Raw genomic sequence first — 18,450 nt, 5'->3', positions numbered from 1 at the left:
ACAATAAGATAGCCCAAATATGCTCAAGAAGCAAGTAATAACCCTATAGCAATTCAGCAAATGCTTCTACATCAGCATTCATAAATTCATCGGTAGCGGCAATATCAGTAACCTTAATTCCATCAATGGCCCGTTGCATTAAGCCTTCAACGTCAATATTTTGTTCAAATTTACGAGATTTTTCTAAGTTCGGTCTAGTTTTAGGCGAAGGTGGAGTAAAAATAGTACAACAATCTTCGTAAGGCAAAATAGAGAGTTCATAGGTATCAATGTTTTCTGCAATCTTAATGATTTCCGTTTTATCCATGGAGATCAATGGTCGCAGCACTGGTAACGTAGTAACATCGTTAATAGCAGCCATACTTTCTAGTGTTTGAGAAGCTACTTGACCTAATGATTCACCATTGAAAATGCCCATAGCTCCGCGTTGACGAGTAATTTCAGCAGCAATTCTCAGCATCATTCTGCGTTGAATAGTCATTAAGTACCCTTCAGGTACCTTTTCTTTGATTGTTTCTTGAACTTCGGTAAATGGTACTTGAATAAATTGAATGTTGCCACCAAATTTAGCTAATTTGGCAGTTAATTCTTTGGCTTTAGCCAAAGCTTGTTCACTAGTATATGGAGGACTATAGAAATGAATCATATCAATTTTAACGCCCCGTTTCATCCCTAAATAACTAGCGACCGGAGAATCAATTCCGCCAGAAAGCATCATGGTAGCATGCCCACCAGTACCAACTGGCAAGCCACCAGCTCCTTTGATGGTTTCAGAAGAAATATAAGCCCCGTTCATACGAATTTCAACTCGGACAGATATATCTGGTTGTTTCATTGAAACCTTGATATCAGGAATATTATCAATGACGTAATCACCTAATTGAAGGTTAATTTGGTTGGTATCAAACTCAAAGTCCTTATCCTGACGGCGAGTATTGATTTTAAATGACATTCCTGGCTGGTATTGTTGCTTAACCATTTCCAACACAGTTTGTTTAATGTCAGTCATATTTTTTTCAATTTTAATTGATGGTGAAAAGTTTTCAATTCCAAAAACTAGAGATAAACGGTTCATTACTTCGCTAGCATTAGCACCATTTAATTGAACGTGTAGTCGATCTCGTTGAGCTTTAACTTCTACTTCAGGAAGGTCTTTTAAGACTGAACGAACGTTCATGCCAAGCCGGTAAATAAAATCTTTTCGATTTTTCCCCTTCGTAGAGAGCTCGCCGTAACGAACCATAATTTCGGTATATTGCATTTCAAACTCCTAACTTAATTTGTCAAACTCAGTATACAATTCATCAAACACCTGGTTGAAAGTCTCGGCCTCAGCCATGGTATTTTGATCCCCTAACGAAATTCTTACCGCACTCGTTGATAAATCACTAGGTATCTTCATTGCTGCTAACGTACTAGAAGCCATATGCTTTTTGGATGAACAAGCACTGGTGGTAGAAATATAAATTCCGTGTTCTTCAAACGCATGAACGATCGTTTCTCCTCGGACTCCTTGAATGGCAAAGCACAGGATATGTGGAGCAAAACGTTCATCGTCTTGTGAGAACAAGGTAACCTTCTCAAATTGTTTAACGTGGTCTGCAATCGCTCTTCTAATTGTTATTTCAGTTTCATTAGTTTGAACTTCATCAGCTAATAATAGCCGCAAAGCTTTAGCCATGGCTGCAATTGCCGGTACGTTTTCGGTTCCACTTCGTTGATTTTTTTCTTGACCTCCACCAGTCAATAATGGAGCTAACTTGCGTCCCCGACGGCTATACATGAAGCCAACTCCGCGGGGAGCATGGAATTTATGACCAGAAAAAGTTACGAAATCTACTCGTTCATTAAAAATTTCAGAATGCAATCCCTTGCCAATTCCTTGAACCGCATCGATGTGGAAATGAATCTTAGGGTATTGCTTTAAAACTTCCGCAATTTCTGCTAATGGTTGAATCGTACCAATTTCATTGTTCACTGCCATAATGGATACCAAGATCGTATCGGGACGAATCGCCGCTTTTAAATCAGCTGCCGAAACTTGTCCCGCTTCATCAACTGGTAAATAAGTGATATCAAAACCTAATTTTTCTAATTGTTGCATTGTGTTGTGAACAGCTGGGTGTTCAACGGAGCTGGTAATCAAATGTTTACCGTAAGCCCGTTTTTCGATGGCTGTCCCTTTAATAACCCAGTTATCGCCTTCAGTTCCTCCACTAGTGAAATAAATTTCATCAGGGTTAACCTGTAGCAGATCAGCAATTTGTTTTCTAGATTGTTCAAGTAAGTTAAAGGACTGATCCCCAAAGTTATGCAAACTTGATGGATTTCCCCAAATTTTAGCACTTACTTTTGAATAGGTATCTACAACCTCAGGTAACGCCTGAGTTGTGGCACTATTATCAAAATAAATCATTTTAAAACCTCTTTTATTAATCATTGGTTCGACTCCAACAATTGTACGAATTACTATGATACACCATTCTGGGTAAAATAAAAATCCCTCATTAAGTTGATAAAGTATTATAGTCGTTATTTTCTAAAATAAAAAAACGTCCTTCTCGGACGTTTTTAATCTTCATTAATTTCTTCTGATTCTGTTTTCACAGTATTAGCCGGTGTCTTAGTAGCAAAATACTCTTGCTCTATTTTTTGATACGAACCTGGATACTGACTTTCTAGAGCAGTAGCAATGGTTGCCAGGCTCTTAGTGTAGTTATAATCGTGATCAAATGCCAAGTGAGCTTTTTTGCTAGCGGCGGCAATATCTGGATCAGTATTAATAAAACGGTTAGCAAATTGCAATGATTGTTCCGCTAATACAGCATCATCAATTAATTTTGTGGTCATTTCTTCTAAATTATCCATATCGGATTGGATAATTAATTCCTGCTTAGAAACTTCCTCTACGTCAACTTTAGGTTGATTTAATGCTTGACTTAATCGTTCAATTTCTTTAATTACCGCATTAAAGCTACTACTGTAGTCACTGGGTGTGCCTGGTAAGTTGTGGTTATCCACTCTTCGTTTTTTGTTACGCATTTCTAAATCAAACTTGCGCAAAGTTTGTCGCGCCTTTTCTTCTTCTGCGGGAAGATCAATCACTTGATCATAGAGTTCCTTTTGAGAAGCTTCAATTTGTTCTAGGTTACGCATAATTTGCTGTTGATCGGCTCGAATACGACTATAAACAGCTTGTCCACGTTGAATTGCTTCTTTTTGACGCATAGCCTCAGTACCCATTGCCCGAATTTGTTCGGTATACTGACGATTATTTTCAATCTCTTTATGATCTAAAACATAGTCAATATTTAGTCGTTCTAATTTACGAGTTAAATCCGTATTTTGACGACGTAAATGATCAATATATTTGGCAATCACCGTCACCTGTTCGTCCACCACTTGTTTATCTTCAATGGCATCTTCTAAGAACTGGTAAAGATGATCAATCCGATGAGAAATATCAGTATTAACATCTTGAGCTACATTGACGTTTAACGCCGCTAAATTATCATTATTTTGTTTAATTTGGGTCTGCACTTGTTCTAATTGGGTTTCAAAAGTATCATTTTCAAAATTGAATCCTTGGTGTGTCAGAGTTTGATAACCCTTCCCTAATTCTTGAACTTGTTCTGGAAATTCTACTTGAAGTTCTTGATTTAATCCCGGAATAATTTCCATATAATTTTTTAGCTGGTTGGTTGTAGTATTTAATTCAGACAAAATGGTTTCTGCACTATCATGGTCACCTTTTTTAGTTAAGGTAGTAAATTCATCGAATTGATCTTCAATGTCAGCTAACATTTTTTCTAGCGCATCAATACTAGGTCCTAACTCTTCGTTTTGTTTCAATAGTTGTTGTCGTAAATCTTGATACTGTTTTTCTAAATCCGTAATTGCAATATTATGTTGCTTATCTAAGTCTTGTAACTGAACTAATCCTGCTTGGATACTTTTAACTTGATCTTCAACATCATCAATTAGTTGATTGGTTTCTGTCCATTTTTGGCGAGAAAGAATAAAGTTAACGCCTTTGGTATCTTCTTTGACCTCTTTAACTTTATCATCAATACTAGGAATCAAATTTTGGTGAATATTTTTATATTGGCTTAATAGCTGATCGTATTTTCGTTGAGATTCCCCTGTTAAGTTCAAATTTTGAGCCAATTCAAATTCTTCATCCAGTGGAATATCAAATAACGGCTTCTTGTTTTCATAAATCGCGGTAGCCTGTTGGTTAATTCGATGTTGGTAAAAAGCAACCGCTAAATAAATAAGTACGCAAGCTGTGATAATAATGAGCAAAAGATTCAGCATTCTGGTTCCCGTCCTTCAAATCAAAAGTTTTGCTTGAATTAGTATTCAAAACAATTATTATGTATTGTTAATAAATTCATTTGTAGTGCATCTAAAAAGCATTATATCATAGTATAATCCATTCAAATCAGTAAATTTAAGCAAGGAGTAAGAATTATGACTAATCTTAACCATTTAATCAGTAAACAATTAGATGCTTTATTAACTAATGAAACTAGCTTAATCGCCAATATGGCTAACACCTCGGCTCTAATCAATGAATCCTTTGATCAAATTAATTGGGTTGGATTCTACTTATATAATTATGCTAATAACGAACTAACTTTAGGCCCCTTTCAAGGTAAGGTAGCTTGCATGCACATTAAAAATGGTGACGGCGTCTGTGGTACTGCTATTACCCAACAAAGCGTCATGCGTATCAAGAACGTTCATGAATTTCCAGGTCATATTGCTTGTGATGCCGCTTCAAATTCTGAAATTGTGGTCCCATTAATTAAAAATGAACGTTTATTGGGAGTGTTAGACATCGATTCTCCTATTATAGATAGATTTTCTCTGGATGATGAAGATTTAATTGTAGAATTAGCAGCTGTCTTCTTAAATCACGTTGACAACTTTGAATAAAACCTATAGAATGTCCATTGTGTAAAATAATGCAGCAGTAGGCGGTAAGCTCGTCAACATGTTGGTGCCCTTAATACGGGTTGATTAGTAACTCAACGGCTGCTTGAGCGAAAGTTACAAAGCAGCATGCACGAATACTAAACCTACATGGATTATTTTACTCCAACAAAATATTGGAGGAATCTATTTATGTCAAGATATACAGGCCCAAGTTGGCGTATTTCACGTCGTTTAGGAATTTCTTTATCAGGTACTGGTAAAGAATTAGCTCGTCGCCCTTATGCACCTGGTGATCATGGTCAAGGTCGTCGTTCAAAACTTTCAGAATACGGAATGCAACTTCGCGAAAAGCAAAAGTTACGTTTCATGTACGGTTTGACTGAACGTCAATTCGCTAACACTTTCGTTCGTGCCGGTAAGATCCGTCACGGCAAGCACGGTGTTAACTTCATGATTCTTTTGGAACAACGTTTAGACAACGTGGTTTACCGTTTAGGTTTGGCTACTACTCGTCGTCAAGCTCGTCAATTGGTTAACCATGGTCACATCACTGTTGATGGCAAACGTGTTGATATTCCTTCATACGAAGTTAAAGTCGGCCAAGTAATCAGCGTTCGTGACAAATCAAAAGATATGCAAGTAATTAAGGATGCCGTTGAAGCTGTTGTTGGTCGTCCTCAATATGTATCATTTGATGCAGACAAGCTTGAAGGTTCATTAGTTCGTTTACCAGAACGTGATGAACTTGATGCAGATATCGACGAATCATTAATCGTTGAATACTACAACAAGCTATAATTTATTAGCTTTTCTAAAGTGTTTTGCTACGGCAAAACACTTTTTTATTTAGCAAAAATGTTATAATGTTGCTTTGCACCAGTTAAGTTGATTAAGGAGGGATTTACATGCAACAACCACTGGCTTATAGAATGCGCCCTACTCAGATTAGTGAAGTAGTTGGTCAGCAACACTTAGTTGGTCCGGGAAAAATTATTGAACGCATGGTAAAAGCCAAACTACTATCTTCTATGATTTTATATGGTCCTCCTGGAACTGGAAAAACCAGCATTGCCAGTGCAATTGCTGGTTCATCTAAGTATGCTTTTCGTAAATTAAATGCTGCTACTGATGGAAAAAAAGAACTTCAAATCGTTGCTGAAGAAGCTAAAATGAGTGGCACAGTAGTTTTATTATTGGATGAAATTCATCGTCTTGACAAAGTAAAACAAGATTTTTTATTGCCCCTTTTAGAAAACGGTTCGATTATTTTAATCGGTGCAACCACGGAAAATCCTTACATTAGTATCAATCCCGCCATTAGAAGTAGAACTCAAATTTTTGAAGTTTATCCCCTTACCCCGGAAGATATTCAAGTGGCTATTCAACGTGCATTAATAGATAAAGTCAATGGATTGGGAGACTACAACGTAACATTATCGGATGAAGCGCTACAATTCCTAAGTACGGCCACTAATGGTGATCTAAGGTCTTCATTAAATGCGTTAGAGCTAGCTGTAAAATCAACTACTCCCAACAGAGATGACATCATTAATATTGATCTTTCCATCGTTGAAGAATGTCTCCAACGAAAAGCGATTAATGCTGATCGTGATGGCGATGCTCATTACAACGTTATTTCCGCCCTGCAAAAATCCATCCGAGGATCTGATACCGATGCGGCTTTACACTATGCTGCTCGGTTAATTGAAACTGGAGATTTAATTTCCTTAATGCGCCGTTTATTAGTAATCGCATATGAAGATGTCGGTTTAGCTAATCCTAATGCCTGTGAACATACAGTTGCTGCGGTTTCGGCAGCTAAACAGTTAGGGTTACCAGAGGCAAGAATTCCCTTAGCAGATGCTATTATTGAGCTATGCTTAAGTCCTAAATCTAATTCTGGTATATCAGCTATTGATGCAGCTACTGCCACCTTAAGAAATGGCAATTACGGTCAAATTCCGGCCTACTTAAAAGACGCACATTATAAGGGAGCAGCTAAATTAGGCCGTGGAATTGACTACAAGTATCCACATGATTTTCCTAATGATTGGGTTAAACAACAGTATCTACCAGATAAAATTAAATTTGATCAGTACTATCAACCCAAAGCCAATGGCAAATATGAAACCGCATTAAATCAACAATATTACCAGCTTAGAAAAGCTCAGGGTAAACCTATTTAATTGGAGGAACTTATGTTAGTCAACATTTTAATTATAATTATCATTGGTATTACCGCCTTTCTTGGTGGTTATCTAATAAGTCATCGTAACAAACCTTTCTTGTCACTTGATCCTACCACTGATTCAGTGGTCCAAAACATTGCTATTTGGGGAGGGAGTTCCCTTTTAATAACTGCGTTATTGGGAGTTATTGCTTTATTTTTACAAAATTCTATCTTTATTATTATCGTCTTATTAATCGCTACCATAGCAGCTACAGCTATTCAATTTATCCTATTTAACCATTTAAAAATCAAATAATCGATTTTAATATTTTGTATTTTCATTAAAATAACGTACAATGAATGTAACAAAACTATAGGGGTGAGTGCTATGTTACAACAATATAAACAGATTTTAGTTCCTGTCGATGGATCTTATGAAGCTGAATTGGCGTTCAAGAAAGCCGTCGCAGTTGCGATTCGAAATCAAGCGACTATTCATTTAGTTCACGTTGTCGATACGAGAGCATTTCAAAATATTTCTAGTTTTGATACTTCCATGGTCGAACAAGTGACGGATACCGCTAAGGAAACTCTAGAAAAATACGTTCAAGAAGCTCACCAAGCTGGGCTGAACGAGATCGACTATTCAATTGAATATGGAGCTCCTAAATCCGTAATTGCTAAAGATCTGCCACGTAACTTGCACATCGACCTAATCATGATCGGTGCCACTGGGTTAAACGCCGTAGAACGTCTCTTAATCGGTTCTGTCACTGAATTTGTAACTCGAACTGCCCTATGTGACGTTTTAGTTGTAAGAACTGATTTGGACAATCACCCCGCTAAAAAACCTGAAAATTAATGCATATTTAAAAAAACCACTAACAATTATTTGTTAGTGTTTTTTATTTACTTATTTTTAACTTCTTCATCCACATTTATTTGGTCCATAATATCCATAACCAATTCATCAACCGTTGGCAAATAAACTTTGGGGATTTGTTCGTTAATATTAGCAGCCGCATCATTAAATTGTCGATGCCAATATGCTAACAATGCCATTTTACTTGCCCGTTTAGGCCTTTTTAATAAGCAATTAGCTTGGCAATTAAATTCTAATAATTGGGTCAAGCGGTATAAACTTTGCTTTTTCCATAGTAATTTAACAGCCATTTGTGATGCTTGAGCAGCTAGTTCATAACTATGGGATAAAATTGCAGATTTAACAATAACATTGTATATATCGATAACTCGTTCTAGATCCATTCGCTTTTGTAACGCAGTTGCGTTAATTTTGGTTAAAGCAATTTTATAAAACTGATTGGCTCTCTCTAGATAACCTTTCTGCATATAAGAACGTCCAATTCCAACAAAGCACCAGGCAATATAATGCTCGTTATTAGAAAAGTTATTTCGTCTAATGATTTCATTAAAAATAAAAAGGGCCTCATCCGTATCATTTTTACTAATCAAACCAATAATAGCCTTACATAAATTATAGCGATCAATATTTTTACTATTATCAAGTCGTTGGCATTTGATTTTTTGCCAATTTTTTTCAGCTAAATCAAGTCGATCATTGCATAGATGAATTTCGGTTATTTTTAATATCCGTTCACCATAAATATATTTATTGGTAATTTCTTCCGGTAGTAACCCAATTTTGTTACAAATTTTAGTTAAAGTTTCACTATTCTTACATTCACAACTATTTTCAATCGTACTAATAGTGGCTTGAGTGCAAATATCAATAGCTAACTCCCGTTGAGATAATCCTAATTTTAGCCTTCTATTTCTGATCGCAGCCCCACTAACTTTCATTGACGGCAACTCCTATTTGTTTAGATTTCTTGTTTAGATTTCCCCTCAAATAGCAATTGATGAAATCGTTTTCATCATTTCCGTCTTTTATCTTAATATAACTAAAAAGCATAGTCAACATATTAAAATAATTAATATTATTTACCGAAAAGTACACGATTCTAAATGATCATTAACTACCCCTACGGCCTGTAAAAAACTATATACGGTCTTATCCCCCACACGAATAAAGCCTAATTGTTTAAAGTTATTTACAAAAGGTTTTACAAATTCTGTGTAGTCTAATTCTGCCATTGATTCTTTCAAATGATGATCAACTGTAACGTAGTTTACCGGTTGCCATACCAGCTCAGTGAATGATTCATTGCAACTATCTAGAGCTTGAGCATTATGAACGATCGCTTCTAATTTAGCTTGGTTGCGAATAATTCGATCATCTTTCATCCACTCAGCAATATCCTGTTCATTGCATTTAGCTAACTGCTGGTAGTCCAAATGCATAAGAACCGTTTCTAATCCCAATCTATATTTCAAAACCGTATCCCAAGATAAACCTGCTTGAAAAATTTCTAAGCATAGGGCAGCAAATAATTTCTTAGAATCCATTACTGGTTGACCCCACTGTGCATCATGATAATAAAGTAATGCCGGGCTTTTCATTGCCCAATCACATCTATTCATAAAAAATCACCTCTACTAGTTAAATACGGGAAATCAAAGATAATTCCACGCGGTTGCCACTAAAAACATTTCTTGTCCTAAAGAGTGGGGAAATCTTAAGTAACGAACCGTTTTGCCAATATCTGTAATTTGTCCCGTTATCGGTATTGTTTTTAAAATCAACGATTGAATTGATCGTCGAACCGTCCAAACATAAATTGGACGCTTATGTTGATTAGCTTGTTGGACAAATGCTGGATTTAGGGTAAAAGCCTGCACCGAATAAAAATCAACTGGTTTATTCATTACGTTACCAGTGTTAATAGTCAATACTAATCCGACCGGTACTTCATCAGTAATTTGTTTAATTTGTTGCAAGTAGCTTAACTCCATCGAATGAACCATGCCATTATTTTGTTTCATTTGTGTTTTAAATTGATGAATGAAATCTCGTCCAGCAAATCTGGAATTGACATTACCAGGCTTAATTTCTACCAATAATCGTTGGTGCTTTTGATTAGCCACGGATATATAATCTTTAAACAAATCAACTTTACTATGTTGCTTAATTTGCTTTAAAGTTAGGTTTTCCACTTGATCAGCATGATTGACGCCCCAATGAAACTCATCGTCATGCTGACAAATAAATTGGTGATCTTTAGTTTCTCGGACATCCATTTCAACAAAGTCAAATTTTTGTTGGCTTGTTTGGGTTAACGCAGAAATGGTGTTGGGGAGTTCATTTTTTTGATATACCCCGCGATGAGCAATGATTTCTTGGGGAAAACTGTGCATCATATTAGTTAAGTTAAACCCTAATCCAACCGCTGTAGCACCAATAATTAAGCTAACCCATGAATTATCATCGTATTGAATTAAGTTACCACCTGCCCAAACGTGAATTAAAAGCCATAGTTGGCCTACAGACAATCCTAAGATTAATCCCCCGTTTAAAACAGCAGTTATCCATTGAGTTTTGAATATTTCAGCAGTAAGTAATAAAATTCCAGTTAACCCTACTAGCCAACCTAAATACAGACCTATATTTTTTATCAGTTGCCTAATTTGTAATTGGATTGTAGTATGCCAAAATCGAGCTAACATAACAGCTAGTATTAACCAAATAATAATAGTAAGGATAATTCCCAAGCTAATTACCAATTTAAAATGATTATTTAAAAATAAAATGACACTGCCACTAATTGGAACGTACGTCAGCACTTCAGCTAGTAGCCCTAAAAAATTAAATGGTAAGAGGGCCATAATTCCTAAACTAATTACCCCCCATTTGTCTTTTTCAAATTTAGCTAACATTCGTTGACCAATGAAGGCTAACCAAATAATGATGATTCCAAAAATACCCAAAATTAAAAAATTCCAAGTACACTTTAGACCATTGAGCCACTGTCCCAAAGTAGCGACCAAAGCTAGTAACATTAATTCAGTTTTGTTTAAACTGATCTTTACTTGCACAATTTTCCTCCAAAAAAAGAGACGATTAGTATCGTCTCAATTTTAACATACTTAGATATCTTGATCTTTAGGATCTAAAGCCTTAAAATCATGAAGAATTTTAGCTTGATGATCGTGTTCATCTTGCGCTAGTTGGATTAACCGATCGATCAATTCAACATATGAAATACCAGATTTTTCCCACATTTGAGGGTATAAACTAATATTGGTAAAGCCTGGCAAGGTATTAACCTCACCCAAGTAAGGAACTCCATCTTCAGAAACTAAGAAATCAATTCGAGCAAGCCCGCGTAAACCTAAGGCTTTAAATGCATTCAAGCCCATTTCCGTAATTTCTTGAGATAATTCCACTGGCACATCAACTGGAATATCAAAAATAACTTGACTGGCATCCACAAACTTATTGTCATAAGTATAGAATTCATCTTCTACAGGAACTTTGATAGCCCCAACAACTGATGCAATTGGGTGGTAATTACCCAGAATAGAAATTTCTAATTCTTCTGGTCCTCGTACAGCTTCTTCCACCAATACTTTGTCATCATATCTAAAAGCATCTTCTAATGCTGTAGCATACTCAGCTTCGGAAGTAACCATGTGAATCCCCACAGAGGAGCCTTGGTTAGCTGGCTTAACAAATAGTGTTGGGGTTAATTTGTCGGCTAATTCTGAATAAGTATACCGTTCTGCAGTTTGAGGGGTTAGTAAAACGTAATTAGTGTTTCTAACGTTAGCAAGATTAAGGATCTTTTTAGTAATATCCTTATCAAATGACATAGCAGAACCTAAAACTTCACTTCCTACATAAGGTTTATTAAGTAATCTTAGTAGGCCTTGAATAGTACCATCTTCACCTAAATTACCGTGAATAATTGGGAAAAAGACGTCAATATTTTCCGTGTTACCCAAGTTAATAATCGGAGCTAATGGATTACTCATGTCTAATTTAGGAAGTTCTTCAGCTACCACTTGATCTTCGGGTTCGCCTTCAAAAACTCGTTTAGAAGCTTCTTCAGATAAAAAGATCCCGTTTTTAGTCATTAAGAATAAAGCCACATCATATTTATCCTTGTCCATTGCATCGTAAATATTATGTGCAGAACGCTTTGAAACATCGTGTTCAGAGGAGTTTCCCCCAAATAAGAGTGCTACTCGTAACTTTTCTTTATTTTCCATGATTTCTCATCCTATTCGTATATATTTCAGAATCTTAAGTATAACATGAATTTTACCTTAATGAACGTCTAACAGTCAAAAACAAGCACTATTTATCATAATTTCTTAACTATGGTAAAATTAAGCATTGAGGAGGATCGTTTATGAATACAGAAGATATTGTCCGCGGGCAATTAAAGCAAGAGGTCAAGCGCCTATTTTCCCACAAATGGGGTGTTGCTATTTTAATGGCCTTAGGAGTCTACATCTTTAATGTTTTAAGTACTATGGTTCAGAGTTACTATCAAACTCAAGAACAGTTAAATAGTGGAGATAACGTCGTTGTTAATTTTGGTGGTAAGTATCAAGTTATTATTTTTCTATTATCTACCCTATCCACATTTGTAGCTGTAGCAGCATCATATGGTTACCTAGACTGGTTAAATTCCAACCAGCAACCATCTAGTCCAGCTAAAACTAGCTTTATGGTGTTCACCAAAAAGTACTTTACGTCTACATTAGCTATCTTTGTTTTAAAAACCATCTTTATATTCTTATGGTCTTTATTATTGGTTATTCCCGGTATTATTAAAGGATATTCTTATTCCCAAGCCTTTTTAGTTTACAAGAGCCATGTAGATGCTGGTGATCAAAACGTTAGTTACTTAGACTGCATTACCGAAAGTCGTCGACTAATGAACGGTCACAAGTGGGATTACTTCGTCTTACAAATTAGTTTTATTGGTTGGTATCTTTTAGGCTTTCTAACATTAGGAATTGGATTAATTTGGGTAATTCCTTATGCTTCGGCTACGTATTCTAACTTCTATCGGCATCTGATTGCTGATGCTAATATTCAGCTAGCTAGTTAATTAATCAAATCAAAACGGGATTCAATACCTTTGAGTATCGAATCCCGTTTTTTATTTAAACTCGTTTGATTTGTTTACGATTATAAAAAATTCTACTAATCAATACCATTATTACTGACCAAATAACATAAAATAACATCAAAAAGATTGGTGTAACAATTTCTTGTCCTTGATAACCCAAAATAAATTTAGCAAAATCAGCAATCCATGTCACCGCAATGGTATTTCTATTACTAGCAGAAAAAATAATTCCTAATAATACTACAAAGGCAACAAAACTACCAATAATGATTAAGCGTTGCACTTTTTTGGAGAATAATGATAGAAAAGATCCCACTGCCAAACCAGTTGCAACTACAGCTAATAACCACAAAATATGATATAAAAATCCCATTAATTCACTTAAAGTTGCATTAGTAATAAAATTGCCATACCAACTTTGGTAAAGAGTAGTTCCTCCTAAAAAGAAACGAGTAATCAAAGAATATAATTCATCAAACATCGCCCCAATTAAAATAATAAATCCAAACGAACTCACCTGATTTTTAAAGAAAGTATTTCGTGAAATACTATTTTGAATTAAAAATTTATAATCTTCATACGATAATAACGCCATTCCACCTAAAATAAAGGTAGTAATAAGTCCTGTATCAATTCCTTTAAAAGTATTGCCAATTGAAAAAGTTCCAAAAGATCCACTAATAATTGCAAACATAAGCGGCATAACAATTAATATAACAATAGCGTATATGTACGCCAGAATTAGTGATTTAATATGTCTTTGAAATAAATATTGCGAAACTACCCTATTTTTCACTCTCGTTACCTCCGTTCGTATAATTTGTTAAAAAGATAAAAATCTTTTGTAGATCAACTGGTGAAATTTTAACTGTATCTGGAATAGGCTTATCATTTAATTCACCATAAATATAAAATGCTGCTAACTGGCCAATGGATTCCTTACCAATCACGTTTAAATCTTGAGTATATTGTTCTACTTCCGTCTTAGGTCCCACTACAACTACCGACTGCGCTAAAACATTTTCAGCCGTATCATGAAGTAAGACATGACCATGATCTAATACAATCACATCACTAATAATGGTAGCAATTTCTTCAATCAAATGAGTAGAAATAATAAAATTGCGAGGCCGATCAGCATACGTTTTTAACATTTCAGAATAAAATAATTCTCGGTGACTAGCATCTAATCCTAAAACTGGTTCGTCTAGCAAAACGTATTCTACTGGTAAACACAATGCTAGAATTAATTTAAAAATAGAACGGTAACCAGTGGATAATTTCCCAAACCTTTGGGTTAAATCCAATTCAAACTTGGCAGCCAATTCAGTAGCTAAGTTTCGATCCAATGATCCATATAACAATTCTGTGTCATCAATAATTTTGCTAAGTTTAGTGCCATTGTTGTACATATTAACTTCACTCATTAAAAATAAGTGGCTCAACGCTTCATCATTGTTATTAACAGAATCACCATTAATGGTGACTTTACCACCATTAGGCAATAAGCGATTAGTTATTATATTTAGCAGAGTACTTTTTCCAGCCCCATTACGGCCTAATAATCCATAAATTTTATTACCGCTAAAACTTAAACTAACATCGTTTAAAACTGTTTTGTTGCCAAATGATTTACTAATATGGCTCACATCTAAAACACTCATTGTTCGTACCCCTTAGATATCATTTTTAGTAGTTCCGATTCTGAAATACTTAAACTTTTAGCTTGTTTAACTAAAGCTTGAATTTCTTTTTCATAAAATGTAGCTCTTCTGGCGGTTCTGACTGTCTCTTGAGCTCCTGGGACGACAAACATGCCGACTCCCCGCTTTTTTTCAATTAAACCATTGGCTACTAACATATTCATTCCCTTTAAGACGGTTGCTGGGTTGATATGGAATTGGTTCGATATTTCTGTGGTGGACGGCACTTGCGTTCCCTCAGAAAAGCTACCATTAATAATTGCCTCTTCAATTTGCTCCGCAACTTGACGGTAAATTGGTTCACCACTATTAAAATCAAAATCGAACATTTCACCCCTCCTTATTTGGTTAATCACTTATGTAACTAACTATAAAGTGTTAGCCTTACCTAGTCAACAAAAAAATCGAAAGATTTACTCTTTCGATTTTTTATTCTTTATTTAGTTTCTGAAATTGGTAAGACTGCCCCTTTGTAATTTTGGCTAATCCAATTTTGGGTACTCTTAGATTTTAATGCTTGAACCAACTTTTTAATGGCTGGTTTATCCTGATCTGCTTTTCTCACCGCAATAATATTAGCATATGGTGAAGTATTTTTTTCTAAAGCAATAGCGTCCTTTCTAGGATCTAACTTAGCTTGAACAGCATAGTTAGAATTAATAACTACCGCATCTCCTTCCCCACTTTGATAAATCTGAGCCATTAATTTAGGTTCATAATTATGTTTAAATTTTAAATGCTTAGGATTACTTGCAATGTCATCAAAGTTAGCAGTCGTGACATCTACGCCTTTTTTCAATGTAATTAGTCCCGCATCCTTAAATAGTTGAAGTACTCGTCCATAATCAGCGGTACTATTACTAACTAAAACAGTCGAGTTGGGTTTTAAATCCTTTATATTTTTAACTTTTTTAGAATAAACCCCAATAGGCTCTAAATGAATGCTGCCTACGTTCACCAAATTTTGATGGTTATCTTGATTCCATTGTTTCAAGAATGGTGCATGTTGAAAGTAATTAGCATCTAAAGATTTACTAGCCAAAGCTTTGTTAGGCATTACATAATCTTGAAAAGTAACGATTTTAAGGTCAATACCTTCCTTCTTTAATTCTGGTTTAACATGTTGCAAAATTTGAGAGTGAGGAATATTAGAAGCCCCTACGGTTAAAGTTGTTTGAGACTTACTCTGATTAGATTTACCACAGCCGGTTAACAAAAGTGCCAGACTTAATCCAATAACGGCTAAATATCTTTTTTTCATGTAAATTCCTCCAATATTTAAATTGTCCGTTTATCAATCGCTTTTACCCAACGATCACTTATAAACTGAACTATAAAGACGATGCAAGCAATAATCACCGTGGCTACTAACGTGACGGTATTATTATTAGATTGAAATCCATCTAAATACGCCAAATTACCAAGACCACCCGCGCCAATTGCTCCAGCCATCGCCGAATATGAAATCAACGAAATGGTGGTTACTGTAGCTCCAGCAATTAAAGCCGGCTTACTTTCCGGCAGTAATACTTTAATAATAATTTCCCAAGTAGAAGCCCCCATTGTGGTAGCCGCTTCAATTACTCCAGAATCGATATCGCGTAGATTAGCCTCAACCATTCTAGCGTAAAAAGGTGCGGCGCTTATTACCAACGAAGGAATAGCCGCCTTAGGGCCAATAATAGTGCCGATGATGTCTTTAGTTACTGGTAACAACAAAACAATCAGAATAATGAATGGTATGGAACGAAACACATTTACTAATAAGCTAACGATCCAATTCAAAATTCTTAATATCCAACTATTTGATTTACGTGTTTGATATAAAAGTAATCCTAATAGTAGACCAATAATAATTACCAAAATAGCTGCTACCACCGTCATCCAGACGGTTTCCCATGTAGCTGATTGCATTGCTTGCCAGTCAACATTTTGAAATTGAAAATAGGATTTAATTCCGGTGGTGTCCATCATCTTTAAGCACCTCACTTTCTACGTCCTTAGTCGCTAAATAATCTAACACCTTAGTGACTTCAGTATCTGAACCAATTAATTCTAAATCTAACATTCCAATCGCACCATCTCTGGTTTGTTTAATACTGCCTTGAAAAATATTAACGGTAAGTTGCGTAAATTGCTGAATAACATCACTAACAATTGGTAGACTAGCTTGAGTACCGTGAAAAGTAAGTCTAACAATTTGTCCCTTAGCCAAATCAGTTCTAGCAGCTAGCTCCAAGTCTGAAGTATTGAAATTATCATGAAATTCCTCGTTAACAAATTGCTTGGTAATTGCTTGTTGGGGATGCTTAAAGACGTCACTAACTCTACCTCTTTCCACTATTTTGCCCACTTGCATAACCGCTACTTTCTGGCAGGCCTTAGCTACTGCATGCATTTCATGAGTAATCAGTAAAATTGTTAGTTCTAGTCTGCGATTAATGTCCACCAATAAATCTAAAATTTCATTAGTAGTTTCTGGATCTAAGGCACTGGTAGCTTCATCAGAAATTAAAATATCCGGTTTGTTAGCTAACGCCCGGGCAATGCCTACTCGCTGTTTTTGCCCACCCGATAATTCTACTGGATACGCGGTAGTTTTATCTGCTAGCCCTACCAATTCTAATAGTTCTAATGCTCGTTGCGTACGCTTGGCTTTTGGGACTCCGGCAATTTCTAGGGGCAACATTACATTTTGAATTACCGTACGAGACCATAACAGATTAAAATGTTGAAAAATCATGCCAATTTTCTGGCGTTTTTGCCGAAGAGCTTTCCCCCTTAATTCATGTAGGTTCACATTATCAATTAAAATTTCCCCACTGGTAGGAACCTCTAATCCAGCTAAAAGCCTAACTAAAGTACTTTTACCAGCTCCTGAAAAACCAATTAATCCAAAAATTTGTCCATTAGGAATTATAAAATTAACGTCATCGTTCGCTACTAATTTCGTACTTTGCTTTTGATACACTTTAGAAACGTGCTTAAATTCAATCATGATCTCACCTCTTAACCGTTGAAATAAAAAAAGGCCTTTCACCCAGATTGCTAACTGCAATCAAAGGGCGAAAGACCTCGCGGTACCACCTTTGTTTACTGAATTTTTAAATTCAGCCTTAAAAAGTTCTTTAATAACGTAGTAATGAACGTCAACCATTATTAATTTACTTGCGCAAGTTCATCAATAAACGCAATATCAAAGACCATATTCGAAAATTTCCATCGGCTTGCTTTCACCTGACCAAGCTCTCTAAACGACTTTTCATTTTCTACTCATCTTTTCATTTGCTCTTAATAATTATTGGGTCCAATTCTACTTAAATTATATTTATTCGTCAAGCCTTAATTTTGGCAATCCATGAAATGCTTTGATCATCGCTATTTAACAAATCCGGATTAGCTTTAAGTTCTTGGTTAATTTCAATCACTTTGCCAGCCACCGGCGTAGCCAAATCTGAAACGGCTTTATCAGCTTCGATGTTTAATAGCGTATCCCCTTCAGCTAAGTCGCTGTCTACCTTAGGAAGAGTTGCAAAGCTAATGTTACCAAACTCATCTCGTCCAGTTTGACTTAGTCCAATTGTGGTTACTCCGTCAACTTCATTCATCCAATAATATTTTGTTTCCATGATTT

20 protein-coding genes and 1 other annotated feature are annotated in these 18,450 nt (G+C 35.6%); of the genes, 6 read left to right on the top strand and 14 right to left on the bottom strand.

All coding sequences use genetic code 11. The annotated features are described in order from the left end of the window. Positions 1–43: 43 nt before the first annotated feature. The 3 genes from thiI to OXT66_RS07065 form a co-directional block, all read right to left on the bottom strand. Entirely contained in the window at positions 44–1,261 is a 1,218-nt protein-coding gene (gene thiI / locus OXT66_RS07075; protein ID WP_268596664.1) for a tRNA uracil 4-sulfurtransferase ThiI, read from the bottom strand. A gap of 9 nt (positions 1,262–1,270) precedes the next feature. Next, positions 1,271–2,416: a cysteine desulfurase family protein gene (locus OXT66_RS07070; protein WP_268596715.1), complete on the bottom strand. Its 1,146-nt coding sequence runs from the start codon at positions 2,414–2,416 to the stop codon at positions 1,271–1,273. A 155-nt stretch (positions 2,417–2,571) separates the two neighbouring features. Next, positions 2,572–4,317 (bottom strand): septation ring formation regulator EzrA, encoded by a 1,746-nt coding sequence (locus OXT66_RS07065; RefSeq protein WP_268596663.1) that lies wholly within the window; start codon positions 4,315–4,317, stop codon positions 2,572–2,574. Positions 4,318–4,473: 156 nt separating this feature from the next. On the opposite strand from OXT66_RS07065, the gene OXT66_RS07060 reads away from it, so the two are divergent. The 5 genes from OXT66_RS07060 (at position 4,474) to OXT66_RS07040 (ending at position 7,973) form a co-directional block, all read left to right on the top strand. Continuing rightward, complete coding sequence (locus OXT66_RS07060; RefSeq protein WP_268596662.1) at positions 4,474–4,941, top strand: GAF domain-containing protein; 468 nt, start codon at positions 4,474–4,476, stop codon at positions 4,939–4,941. A gap of 189 nt (positions 4,942–5,130) precedes the next feature. Further along, positions 5,131–5,739 carry a 30S ribosomal protein S4 gene (gene rpsD / locus OXT66_RS07055; RefSeq protein WP_268596661.1) on the top strand — a complete coding sequence of 203 codons (609 nt, stop codon included), beginning with the start codon at positions 5,131–5,133 and terminating at the stop codon, positions 5,737–5,739. 107 nt (positions 5,740–5,846) lie between these two features. Next, positions 5,847–7,127 (top strand): replication-associated recombination protein A, encoded by a 1,281-nt coding sequence (locus tag OXT66_RS07050; protein WP_268596660.1) that lies wholly within the window; start codon positions 5,847–5,849, stop codon positions 7,125–7,127. A 12-nt stretch (positions 7,128–7,139) separates the two neighbouring features. Next, the gene (locus OXT66_RS07045; protein ID WP_268596659.1) at positions 7,140–7,427 is read left to right on the top strand and encodes a hypothetical protein; all 288 of its coding nucleotides are present in this window, start codon (positions 7,140–7,142) and stop codon (positions 7,425–7,427) included. 72 nt (positions 7,428–7,499) lie between these two features. Then, positions 7,500–7,973, top strand: coding sequence for a universal stress protein (locus OXT66_RS07040; RefSeq protein ID WP_268596658.1), 474 nt, complete (start codon positions 7,500–7,502; stop codon positions 7,971–7,973). Between the two features lie 47 nt (positions 7,974–8,020). On the opposite strand, the gene OXT66_RS07035 is transcribed toward OXT66_RS07040, so the two are convergent. From OXT66_RS07035 to OXT66_RS07020, 4 genes are all read right to left on the bottom strand, one after another. Continuing rightward, positions 8,021–8,932 (bottom strand): helix-turn-helix domain-containing protein, encoded by a 912-nt coding sequence (locus OXT66_RS07035; protein WP_268596657.1) that lies wholly within the window; start codon positions 8,930–8,932, stop codon positions 8,021–8,023. A 141-nt stretch (positions 8,933–9,073) separates the two neighbouring features. After that, on the bottom strand, positions 9,074–9,613 hold the full coding sequence (locus OXT66_RS07030; protein ID WP_268596656.1) for a DNA-3-methyladenine glycosylase I: 540 nt from the start codon (positions 9,611–9,613) through the stop codon (positions 9,074–9,076). 33 nt (positions 9,614–9,646) lie between these two features. Then, positions 9,647–11,065, bottom strand: coding sequence for a glycerophosphodiester phosphodiesterase family protein (locus OXT66_RS07025; RefSeq protein WP_268596655.1), 1,419 nt, complete (start codon positions 11,063–11,065; stop codon positions 9,647–9,649). Positions 11,066–11,116: 51 nt separating this feature from the next. Then, positions 11,117–12,241, bottom strand: a complete 1,125-nt coding sequence (locus OXT66_RS07020) for a D-alanine--D-alanine ligase family protein (protein WP_268596654.1) — start codon at positions 12,239–12,241, stop codon at positions 11,117–11,119. A 143-nt stretch (positions 12,242–12,384) separates the two neighbouring features. Between OXT66_RS07020 and OXT66_RS07015 the strand changes: the two genes are divergently transcribed. Further along, the gene (locus OXT66_RS07015; RefSeq protein WP_268596653.1) at positions 12,385–13,092 is read left to right on the top strand and encodes a DUF975 family protein; all 708 of its coding nucleotides are present in this window, start codon (positions 12,385–12,387) and stop codon (positions 13,090–13,092) included. 55 nt (positions 13,093–13,147) lie between these two features. On the opposite strand, the gene OXT66_RS07010 is transcribed toward OXT66_RS07015, so the two are convergent. The 7 genes from OXT66_RS07010 to OXT66_RS06980 form a co-directional block, all read right to left on the bottom strand. Further along, positions 13,148–13,909, bottom strand: coding sequence for a hypothetical protein (locus OXT66_RS07010; RefSeq protein ID WP_268596652.1), 762 nt, complete (start codon positions 13,907–13,909; stop codon positions 13,148–13,150). Then, positions 13,899–14,777 carry an ABC transporter ATP-binding protein gene (locus tag OXT66_RS07005; protein WP_268596651.1) on the bottom strand — a complete coding sequence of 293 codons (879 nt, stop codon included), beginning with the start codon at positions 14,775–14,777 and terminating at the stop codon, positions 13,899–13,901. The genes OXT66_RS07010 and OXT66_RS07005 overlap by 11 nt, the downstream gene beginning before the upstream one ends. After that, positions 14,774–15,145, bottom strand: coding sequence for a GntR family transcriptional regulator (locus OXT66_RS07000; RefSeq protein ID WP_268596650.1), 372 nt, complete (start codon positions 15,143–15,145; stop codon positions 14,774–14,776). The genes OXT66_RS07005 and OXT66_RS07000 overlap by 4 nt, the downstream gene beginning before the upstream one ends. A 107-nt stretch (positions 15,146–15,252) precedes the next feature. After that, a complete protein-coding gene (locus tag OXT66_RS06995) occupies positions 15,253–16,077 on the bottom strand; it encodes a MetQ/NlpA family ABC transporter substrate-binding protein (protein WP_268596649.1) in 825 nt (274 codons plus the stop codon). Between the two features lie 17 nt (positions 16,078–16,094). Then, complete coding sequence (locus tag OXT66_RS06990; protein ID WP_419146384.1) at positions 16,095–16,790, bottom strand: methionine ABC transporter permease; 696 nt, start codon at positions 16,788–16,790, stop codon at positions 16,095–16,097. Next, entirely contained in the window at positions 16,768–17,814 is a 1,047-nt protein-coding gene (locus tag OXT66_RS06985) for a methionine ABC transporter ATP-binding protein (RefSeq protein WP_268596648.1), read from the bottom strand. The genes OXT66_RS06990 and OXT66_RS06985 overlap by 23 nt, the downstream gene beginning before the upstream one ends. A 60-nt stretch (positions 17,815–17,874) precedes the next feature. Continuing rightward, positions 17,875–18,110: a binding site (T-box leader), on the bottom strand. Positions 18,111–18,151: 41 nt separating this feature from the next. Then, positions 18,152–18,445: a glycine cleavage system protein H gene (locus OXT66_RS06980; RefSeq protein WP_268596647.1), complete on the bottom strand. Its 294-nt coding sequence runs from the start codon at positions 18,443–18,445 to the stop codon at positions 18,152–18,154. Between the last annotated feature and the right edge of the window lie 5 nt (positions 18,446–18,450).

This window comes from Lentilactobacillus senioris, assembly GCF_026798195.1.
Classification (GTDB): domain Bacteria; phylum Bacillota; class Bacilli; order Lactobacillales; family Lactobacillaceae; genus Lentilactobacillus; species Lentilactobacillus senioris_A.
This window is presented reverse-complemented; position numbering and strand designations above follow the sequence as displayed.